Genomic DNA, 8,839 nt, shown 5'->3' with positions numbered 1-8,839 from the left:
GCACCGGGTGGACGAGAGTGTGGGTGCTTCCCACCCTCTCGTCCACCCGGTGCACTCTCGCGGAATCGCCCTCGCAGCGGACGGGCCGCGGCTCAGGGCTCCAGGCGGTCCACCAGCTCGAGCCCGCGGCGGGCCCAGGCGATCTCGCCCTGGGCGCGCTCCACGAGACCCTCGTACGCGAAACGCTTGTAGGCGATGGTGCGCTCGCGGTCGGCGTCCGCCGTCACGGCGAGGCGTCGGACCAGCATGGGGTTGGCGACGGCGTCGATGCGTTCGAGCTCGCCCTCCCACTGGGCCAGCTCACCTTCCCACTGGGCGACGTGCCGTTCGAGGAACGCGCGGGCATCGGCCGGCGTCGCCGCCTCGAGGTAGGCCGCGCGGAGGTGGGCGGGGTCACGCACGCGCTGGTAGTCGAGGGGAGAGCTCATCCATTCGAGGAACGCCTGCTCACCGGCATCCGTCACGTGGTACATCCGACGTGTGCCGCGCTCGCCGCGCGTCTGCTCCTCGCCTTCGATGAGGCCGAGCTCCTCCATCTTGCGCAGCTCGGGATAGATCTGGGAGTCGGGCGCGTGCCACACGTGGCCGACCGACTGGTGGAACTGCTTCTGCAGGTCGTAGCCCGACAGCGGGCCCACCCGCAGGATCGCCAGCAGTGCGTAGCGCAGACTCATCAGGTGCTCTCCTTCCTCGCCCGAGGGTAGCGGGACCCTCTCGGTCATCGAGGCAGCGAAGGGACACGAAACGCGCCTGAGCCTTCGGAGAGCTCAGGCGCGCTTCGACTCTGCGCTTCGTCTCGCTCGCTCCTCGCTCGCTCGACGACCGCGTTCCTCGCTCGCTCGAGGACCGGTACGGCGGGACCGGATTCAGGCGGGCTGGTACTGGGTGCGCCAGCCGCCGTGGTAGGTCTGGCGGGCGACCGTCGAGTACGGCACGGGGCTGACGACGGCGCGCACCTCGAGCTGCTTGTGGGGCTCGACGGAGGCCTTCGTGGTGCCTCCGTCCGGCTCGCCCCACACCACCGTCACCTCGGCGCCCTCGGGAACGTCGGGGTTCACGGTCGCCAGCGACAGGGCGCGCTTCTCATTGGCGCTGTAGCCGGTGAACATCGAGAAGCCGACGACGTTGCCGTCGGCGTCCGTCACGGAGTCGTAGTTGGCCGACCCGTAGTTCGCCAGGGGCAGGTCGAAGAACTTGTAGCTCTCGTTCTCGGTGTCCAGGAGCGACGCGAAGATCTTCGTCACGTCCTCGGCGTTCCACGCGAGGGTGACCTTGCGCCGCTGCGTCTCGGGGTCGATCTGCTCGAGGGCGTCGCGTCCGATGAAGTCGTGGTCGAACTTCACGAACGAGCCGTAGCCGAGCTCCCATGGGGTCAGGTAGTAGTCCGAGATGTCGTCCGACACGAACGAGCCGGCCAGCGTGCCGGTCGCCTCGTAGCTGTCGACGCCGAGCCACTCGCGGTAGCCGCGCTCCTCTTCGCCCGAGTAGATCGCCGGCAGCGGCGACGGGATCCAGCCCGACTCCAGCGTGTTCGACGGGTACGCCCGGGAGCCGACCGGGACGAGGCCGAACTCGACGCCGGCCTCGACGATGAGGTCGCGCACGCGGTGGTGGTCCTCGTACGGGCCCCACACCTCGAGACCCGGGGCGCCGGCCATGCCGTGACGGAGCGTCCGGACGTTCACGCCGCCGATCTGCATCTCCGCCATGCTGAAGAACTTCAACTGCTCGAGCGGGCCGCCGTTGAGCTTCTCGATGACGTTCCATGCGGCGGGACCCTGGATCTGGAACCGGTAGTAGCGACGGCTCACCGCGTCGCCGTAGGGGCGCGAGGGCGAGCGGCGGTCGACGGTGATGTCGAGGTTCGCGTACCCGCCGGTCTCGCCGTGGTAGAGCAGCCAGTTCGACGCCGGCGCGCGGCCGACGTAGACGTACTCGTCCTCGGCCTCGTGGAACAGGATGCCGTCGCCGATGACGTGCCCCGACGCGGTCGTCGGCACGTACTGCTTGGCGCGGTTCACCGGGAACGTCGCGACGGAGTTGATCGCCGTGTCGGAGATGAGCCTGATCGCGTCGGACCCCTTGAGGAACACGTTGTCCATGTGGTGCGACTGGTCGTAGAGCACGGCGGTGTCACGCCATGCCCGCTGCTCCTTGATCCAGTTCTGGAAGTCCGCGGGGACCACCGGGTAGATGTACGAGCCGATCTGCGAGTTGCGCAGCATATCGACGGCGTTCTGCGCGTCGAGCAGCTCCTGCAGATTCTTCGCCATGGGGGAACCTCTCTGTTCGTGGGTTGTGTGGTTGTGATGACGGATGCTGCGGCCCGCGGGTTGCGACAGGCACGGCGACCGGCGAGTCAGGTGAAGACGATGGTGTGGTTGCCGTGTCTGATGACACGGTCCTCGGCGTGCCATTGCACGGCGCGGGAGAGCACCGCGCGCTCGACGTACGCTCCGCGGGCCTGGAGATCGCCGGCGGTCATGGCGTGGGTGACCCGGGCGACGTCCTGCTCGATGATGGGTCCCTCGTCGAGGTCCTCGGTGACGTAGTGGCTGGTCGCGCCGATGAGCTTGACGCCCCGCTCCTTCGCCTTGCGGTAGGGCGCCGCGCCGATGAAGGCGGGGAGGAACGAATGGTGGATGTTGATGACCGGCACCCCCACCTCATCGAGGAACGAGTCGGAGAGGATCTGCATGTAGCGGGCCAGCACGACGAAGTCGACGTTGCCCTTGAGCAGCTCGACGATCCTCGCCTCGGCGGCGGACTTGTCGGGTCCCTGCGAGGGGACGTGGAAGAAGGGGATGCCGAAGCTGCGGACGTCCTCCGCCGTGTTGGTGTGGTTCGAGATCACCATCGGGATCGTGACCGGCAGCTCGCCGCGGCGGTGACGCCACAGCAGCTCGAGCAGGCAGTGGTCGCTCGTCGAGGCGAGGATCGCCATGCGCTTGGGGATGGACTGGTCCGTGATCCGCCACTGGAGGCCGAGCGGCTCGAGCGTCTCGTCGAGGTCGGCCTCGATCTCGGGGAGAGCGGCCTGCAGGTCGGGCCGGTGGAACACCACGCGCTGGAAGAACTCGCCGCACTCGGGGTTGTCGGAGTACTGGTCGAGCGTCACGATGTTGCCCTGGTTGCGGGCGACCAGGGCCGTCACGGCGGCGACGATGCCCGACCGGTCGGGCCCGTGCACGATCAGACAGGCATGATCGCGCCGGACCTCGAGGTGGGTCGTCATCGGCGAGCCCCCGAGGACTGCGCCGCGACGAACTCCCGCGCCCACTGCGAGGTCGCCATCAGGCCGCCGAATGTGTAGAAGTGCAGCTTCACGTCGCCGCGACCATCCTCGGCCCCGGAGCCCGTCGAAGGGTCGGCCAGCAGCGTGGCGAGGTCCGACACGAAGCGGTCGGGTCCGGCGGTGCCCATGAGGTTCGTGAGCGAGAAGCCGTACTTCTTCACGATCATGGCGTTCGCGCCGATGCCGAAGCGGCGGGCGAAGCCCAGCAGCCGCTTGACGCCGGCGGGGCCGGGGGTGCCGATGCGGATCTGCGCGTCGATCCCGCGTTCGCGCACCGCGTCGATCCACCCCATGACGGGAGCGGTGTCGAACGCGAACTGGGTCAGGATCACGGCATCCAGCCCCTCCTGAGCGAGTGCGAGCGCCTTCTCGTCGAGGTGGCGCCACAGCACGTCGTCGGGGATGTCGGGGTGTCCCTCGGGGTAGCCGGCGATCGATACCTCGCGCACGCCGAACTTCTGCAGCACACCCGAACGGATCACGGTGAGCGAGTCCGGATAGGGGCCTTCGGGCTCGGCGGGGTCGCCGCCGACCGCGAACACGTGCTCGGTGGCGCCGACCTCCTGCAGCCGGCCGAGGAACTCCTCGAGCTCGTCCTGCGAGCGCAGCCGGCGGGCCGAGAGGTGGGGGACCGGCACGAAGCCCATCTCCTTGACGGCCTTCGCCGCCGCCACGCGCATCTCGAGATCCTCGTTGCCGAGGAACGTCACGTTGATCTTCGTCCCCTGCGGGATCATGTCGCGGGCCTCTTCGAGACCGGCGATGTCCTTGCCGGTCATCTCGAGCGAGAAGCCCTCCACGAGGGCTGCGGCCTTCGGCGAGACGGGAGTCTGGTGTGCCACTGATCGAGGTCCTTTCCTCGGCGCGGGCGTCTTCGCACCGCGGGGAGTGATGTCAGATTACCTATGCACATAGGTAATGGCAATAGCCAATGATTGACGTGCTCTGCCATCCTCCGTGCCGCCGCGCGGCAGCGCTGGGCGCGCTTCCGTTGAACGGATGCTGCGCCCGTGAGTTCAAGATATTTGTGACGGGCGTCACGAAACTGTTGACAATGACATCCGTCTGGCGGACGATGACTTATGTCCGGCACGCCGCCGTGAGGACTCCGACTTTCGTTGGACGGAACCCGGCTGCCGGCGCACCCGCACCGTCACGAGAGGCCCGTCAATGAAGAAGAGTCTTGCCACCCTCGGCGTTCTCGCCGCCGCCGCGCTCGCCTTGAGCGGCTGCACCGATTCCGCCGCCGATCCTGAGCCCGCCTCCACCTCCACCGGCGACGCCGGCTCGGGCGAGATGACCAAAGTCCGCGTCGCGGCGCTGCCCATCGCCGAGACCGGCGCGCTGTGGGCCGCGATCAACGAGGGGATCTTCGAGGAGCACGGGCTCGAGATCGAAGTCGTCCCCGCGCAGGGCGGTGCGAACGCGATCCCTGCGCTCCTCAGCGGCGACATCCAGTTCGCCATCGGCCAGCCGTTCGGTCCGATCCGCGCCGACCAGCAGGACCTCGGCGTCGTGGTCGTCGGGAACTACGCCAACAGCCTCGCCGACGGGACCGACGTCAACGCGGTGGTCGCGCTGGGCGATGCGGGGATCATGCGACCCGCCGATCTCGCGGGCAAGAAGGTGTCGGTGAACACCATCGGCGCCGCCGGCGACCTCACGATCCGCAAGGCCGTGCAGGACGACGGCGGGGACCCCTCGACGATCGAGTTCGTCGAGGTCGCCTTCCCGGACGTGCCGGCACAGCTCGAGGCGGGCACCATGGACGCCGCATGGGCGCCCGACCCGTTCCGCGCGATGATCGTCGGTGACGGCGGAGTGTCGGTCGTGCAGCCGTACCAGGCGACGATCCCGGGGCTCTCCGTGCTCACGAACATCACGACGCAGTCGCTCATCGACGAGGATCCTGAGCTCGTGCAGGCGTACTCCGAGGCGATGGCCGAGGCGCTGGACTGGGCGGCCGAGAACGAGGATGCCGTGCGCGCCGCGATCGCGACCAATCTCGACATCCCGGAGGAGGCCGCGGCAGGCATCACGCTCCCCACCTTCACGTGGGATCTCGACGGCGCCGGCATCGAGGACCTCGGCGCTCTCGCCGTCGAGTTCGCCTACATCGACGCCGAGCCCGACTACGACCGACTGCTCCAGCAGCAGTAGGCGCACGATGTGAGGGGACGGATGCCTCGGCCCGAGGCATCCGGTCCTCCCGCGCCCGCCTCTCCGAAACTGTCGCCTCCACTTGATCGGACCCTCATGGCCACCGCCGACGCCGTGCCCGCCCGCGTGACGCGGAGCCCGCGGCAGCTGCGCACTCTGCGCAAGATCGCGCTGGGCGTCGCGGGAATCCTCGGGTTCCTGTTGACCTGGCAGCTGCTGCCCACGCTGGGGATCGTCGATCCGCGCTTCTTCCCGTCCGCGACCACGACGCTCGCGGAGCTCGGTCAGCAGATGCGCGACCTGGAGTTCTGGCGCAACGTCGGACGCACGATGACCGCATGGGGCATCGGCCTGGTGATCGCGACCGTGCTGGCGACCGTCCTCGGCACCATCATCGGACTCGTTCCCTTCCTCCGCCGGGCGACCCACACGACCGTGGAGTTCCTGCGGCCGATCCCCTCAGTCGCGCTGATCCCGCTCGCGATCCTCCTGTTCGGCCTGCGCATCGAATCCGCGCTCGTCATCATCGTCTACGCCAGCTTCTGGCAGGTGTTCATCCAGGTGCTCTACGGCGTCGCCGACGTGGACACGGTCGCCCGCGACACGGCGCGCAGCTTCGGGCTGTCGCCCGGGTCGCGCATCGTCAACCTGGTCTTCCCGACGGCGCTGCCGTACCTCATGACCGGCTTGCGCCTCGCAGCGGCCGTCGCGCTGATCCTCGCGATCACCGCGGAGATGTTCATCGGCAATCCCGGTCTCGGGCGCGAGATCGTCTTCGCGCAGTCTGCGGGCGATTGGCCGGCCGTGTACGCCCTCGTCATCGTCACGGGCCTGCTGGGACTCCTCATCAACCTCGTCTTCCGCGCGATCGAGCGGCGCTCGCTCGCGTGGCACCAGTCGGTGCGAGGGGAGGAAGTGCTGTGACCCTGTACACAAGCACCGTCGTGACCCCTCGCCGGCGATCGCGGGTCTGGGCGAAGATCGGTGAGAACACGCTCTACGCCATCGGCCTGCCGATCGTCCTGCTGGTGATCTGGGGCATCTGGGCGACGCTCGCACCGGCGAAGTTCTTCCCCGCGCCGATGGAGATCCTCGACGCCTTCGTCGACACGTGGGTCGGCCCGGCCTTCGTCACCGACGTGCTGCCGAGTCTCGGCCGCCTCGCCATCGGCATCGTCGTCTCGATCGTCGTCGGCATCGTCGCCGGCACGTTCATCGGCCTCAACAGGTGGCTCCGCGAGCTGCTCGAGCCCATGCTGGAGTTCTTCCGCGCGGTGCCGCCGCCGGTGCTCCTGCCCATCGTGGTGGTGCTGATGGGCCCGACCGACGCGATGAAGATCGTGGTGATCGTCGTGGGCTCGGTGTGGCCGATCCTGCTCAACACCATCGAGGGCGTCCGAGCGACCGACTCGGTGATGACCGAGACCGCACGTTCTTTCGCGCTGACCTCGTGGGAGCGTCTGCGCTATCTCGTGCTCCCCGCAGCCAGTCCCCGCATCATGGCCGGGGTGCGGCAGTCGCTCTCGATCGCCCTGATCCTCATGGTCATCTCGGAGCTGGCGTACTCGTCGTCCGGGCTGGGCTATCAGATCGTCTTCTTCCAGCGCAACTACCTCATCGCCGAGATGTGGAGCGGCATCCTGCTGCTGGGCCTCATCGGCATCCTGCTCGCGGCGATCTTCGGTCTCGTCGAGCGACGCGTGCTGCGCTGGTATCACGGAATCAAGGAGGTGGAGCGTGCCTGAGACGCTCTTGAACGTCGAGCACCTGCGCAAGGTGTACGAATCGTCGACCGGCAACGTCGAGGCGATCGGCGACATCGGATTCCGGATGGATGCCGGTGAGCTGGTGTGCATCGTCGGCCCGTCCGGATGCGGCAAGACGACGCTGCTGAAGTGCATCGCCGGCCTGCTCAAGCCCACGTCGGGCGTGGTGGAGCTCGGCGGGCGTCGCGTCACCGCACCCCCTCCGAACATGGCCCTCGTTTTCCAGGAGTACGGCCGCAGCCTGTACCCGTGGCTGACCGTGCGCGGAAACGTGGAGCTGCCGCTGAAGCACAAGAAGCTCGCCCGCGCCGAGCGCGACCGGCTGGTCGACGACGCGCTGGCGGCGGTGGGCCTCGACCACGCGAAGGGGAGCTACCCGTGGCAGCTGTCCGGCGGCATGCAGCAGCGCGTGGCGATCGCCCGCGCCGTGGCATATCAGCCCGAGGTGCTCATCATGGACGAGCCCTTCGCCGCCGTCGACGCCCAGACGCGCGCCGACCTCGAGGATCTCGTGCGCACGCTGCACCGCGAACGCGGGATGTCGATCCTGTTCGTCACGCACGACATCGATGAGTCCGTGTACCTGGGCGAGCGGGTCATCGTGCTGTCGAAGTCCCCGACCTGGGTGCAGGAGGACCTCGCGATCGACCTCGCCGCCGAGCGCGACCAGATCACGACGCGGGCGCTGCCGCGGTTCACCGAACTGCGCACGCACGTCTACGAGCAGATCCAGCGCGCGAAGCGCGGCGAGGCCGTGCGCCCGGAGGCCGCGTGAGCGCGCTTCCCGCCGCCGACGCGTCGGTCCTGACGCGCAAGCCGCGTCAGCTGCTGCTGGCGTTCTTCGGCGAGTTCGTGTGCGACCGCTACTTCGAGCCGCTGCGAGCGAGCGTGCTGATCGGCGTCCTCGAGACTGCCGGCGTCGCGGCGTCGGCGGTGCGCACGAACCTCGACCGCATGGTCGAGAGCGGGATGCTGGAGCGTCGCCGTCTGGGTCGTGAAATCGGGTTCGAGCTCACGACGCACGGCAGCGAGGTGCTGCGCGAGGCATCCGGTCGCGTCAACGGCCCGGCGCCGTTCGAGCCGCAGGGCGAGGGCTGGACCCTGGTGACCTTCAGCGTGCCGGAGCACCTGCGCGACCTGCGTCACCGGCTGCGGGCGGCGCTCACCTGGTCGGGCTTCGCCGTGCTGCGCGACGGTCTGTGGATCGCGCCGGGCGCGGTGGATCTGGCCGCGGCGCTCGGGGCGATCATCCCTGACCTGCCCCCCGGCTCGGTCAACGCCTTCACGGCGATGGAGCTCGACGGGTTCCCGATGGCGGAGGCCGTCCGCTTCGCCTGGGACGTCGAGGGCATCCGCGCCGCCCACGAGGAGTTCATCGCGCACTGGGAGCGTGAGGATGCGGCATCCGATCTCCCGGCCGTCACCGGGCGGACCCTGCTCGTCGCAGACTGGCTCGCGCTCCTGCGCGCGGACCCGCGCCTGCCTCAGCAGTACATGGGCGCGGACTGGCCCGCGGATCGCTCGTTCGAGGTCTTCACGCGGCGGCACCGCGAGTTCGCCTTCCCCGCGGTGCGCGACTTCGCCGGTCTCGTGGCCTGATCCGCGCGGCGCGCGGTCG

General features: G+C 68.9%; 9 protein-coding genes. 5 read left to right on the top strand and 4 right to left on the bottom strand.

Going from position 1 to position 8,839, the window contains the following annotated elements:
* Positions 1-92: 92 nt before the first annotated feature.
* The 4 genes from ACFQ7C_RS19810 to ACFQ7C_RS19795 form a co-directional block, all read right to left on the bottom strand.
* The gene (locus ACFQ7C_RS19810; protein ID WP_378905507.1) at positions 93-674 is read right to left on the bottom strand and encodes a PadR family transcriptional regulator; all 582 of its coding nucleotides are present in this window, start codon (positions 672-674) and stop codon (positions 93-95) included.
* A gap of 192 nt (positions 675-866) precedes the next feature.
* Positions 867-2,273 (bottom strand): aminomethyl transferase family protein, encoded by a 1,407-nt coding sequence (locus ACFQ7C_RS19805; RefSeq protein ID WP_378905504.1) that lies wholly within the window; start codon positions 2,271-2,273, stop codon positions 867-869.
* An 86-nt stretch (positions 2,274-2,359) separates the two neighbouring features.
* Entirely contained in the window at positions 2,360-3,235 is an 876-nt protein-coding gene (gene purU, locus ACFQ7C_RS19800; RefSeq protein ID WP_378905501.1) for a formyltetrahydrofolate deformylase, read from the bottom strand.
* A complete protein-coding gene (locus ACFQ7C_RS19795; protein ID WP_378905513.1) occupies positions 3,232-4,074 on the bottom strand; it encodes a methylenetetrahydrofolate reductase in 843 nt (280 codons plus the stop codon). Before ACFQ7C_RS19795 ends, purU begins: the two co-directional genes overlap by 4 nt.
* A gap of 391 nt (positions 4,075-4,465) precedes the next feature.
* Here ACFQ7C_RS19795 and ACFQ7C_RS19790 point away from each other — a divergent pair, with 391 nt between their 5' ends.
* From ACFQ7C_RS19790 to ACFQ7C_RS19770, 5 genes are all read left to right on the top strand, one after another.
* On the top strand, positions 4,466-5,455 hold the full coding sequence (locus ACFQ7C_RS19790; protein WP_378905498.1) for an ABC transporter substrate-binding protein: 990 nt from the start codon (positions 4,466-4,468) through the stop codon (positions 5,453-5,455).
* A 96-nt stretch (positions 5,456-5,551) separates the two neighbouring features.
* The gene (locus ACFQ7C_RS19785; RefSeq protein ID WP_378905495.1) at positions 5,552-6,379 is read left to right on the top strand and encodes an ABC transporter permease; all 828 of its coding nucleotides are present in this window, start codon (positions 5,552-5,554) and stop codon (positions 6,377-6,379) included.
* Positions 6,376-7,200: an ABC transporter permease gene (locus ACFQ7C_RS19780; protein ID WP_378905492.1), complete on the top strand. Its 825-nt coding sequence runs from the start codon at positions 6,376-6,378 to the stop codon at positions 7,198-7,200. Before ACFQ7C_RS19785 ends, ACFQ7C_RS19780 begins: the two co-directional genes overlap by 4 nt.
* The gene (locus ACFQ7C_RS19775) at positions 7,193-7,996 is read left to right on the top strand and encodes an ABC transporter ATP-binding protein (protein WP_378905489.1); all 804 of its coding nucleotides are present in this window, start codon (positions 7,193-7,195) and stop codon (positions 7,994-7,996) included. Before ACFQ7C_RS19780 ends, ACFQ7C_RS19775 begins: the two co-directional genes overlap by 8 nt.
* Positions 7,993-8,820, top strand: coding sequence for a PaaX family transcriptional regulator C-terminal domain-containing protein (locus ACFQ7C_RS19770; protein ID WP_378905486.1), 828 nt, complete (start codon positions 7,993-7,995; stop codon positions 8,818-8,820). The genes ACFQ7C_RS19775 and ACFQ7C_RS19770 overlap by 4 nt, the downstream gene beginning before the upstream one ends.
* Positions 8,821-8,839 lie beyond the last annotated feature (19 nt).

This window comes from Microbacterium sp. NPDC056569, assembly GCF_042793475.1.
GTDB lineage: Bacteria > Actinomycetota > Actinomycetes > Actinomycetales > Microbacteriaceae > Microbacterium.
The sequence above is the reverse complement of the archived record's forward strand: the minus strand, read 5'-3'. Positions and strand labels throughout refer to the sequence as shown.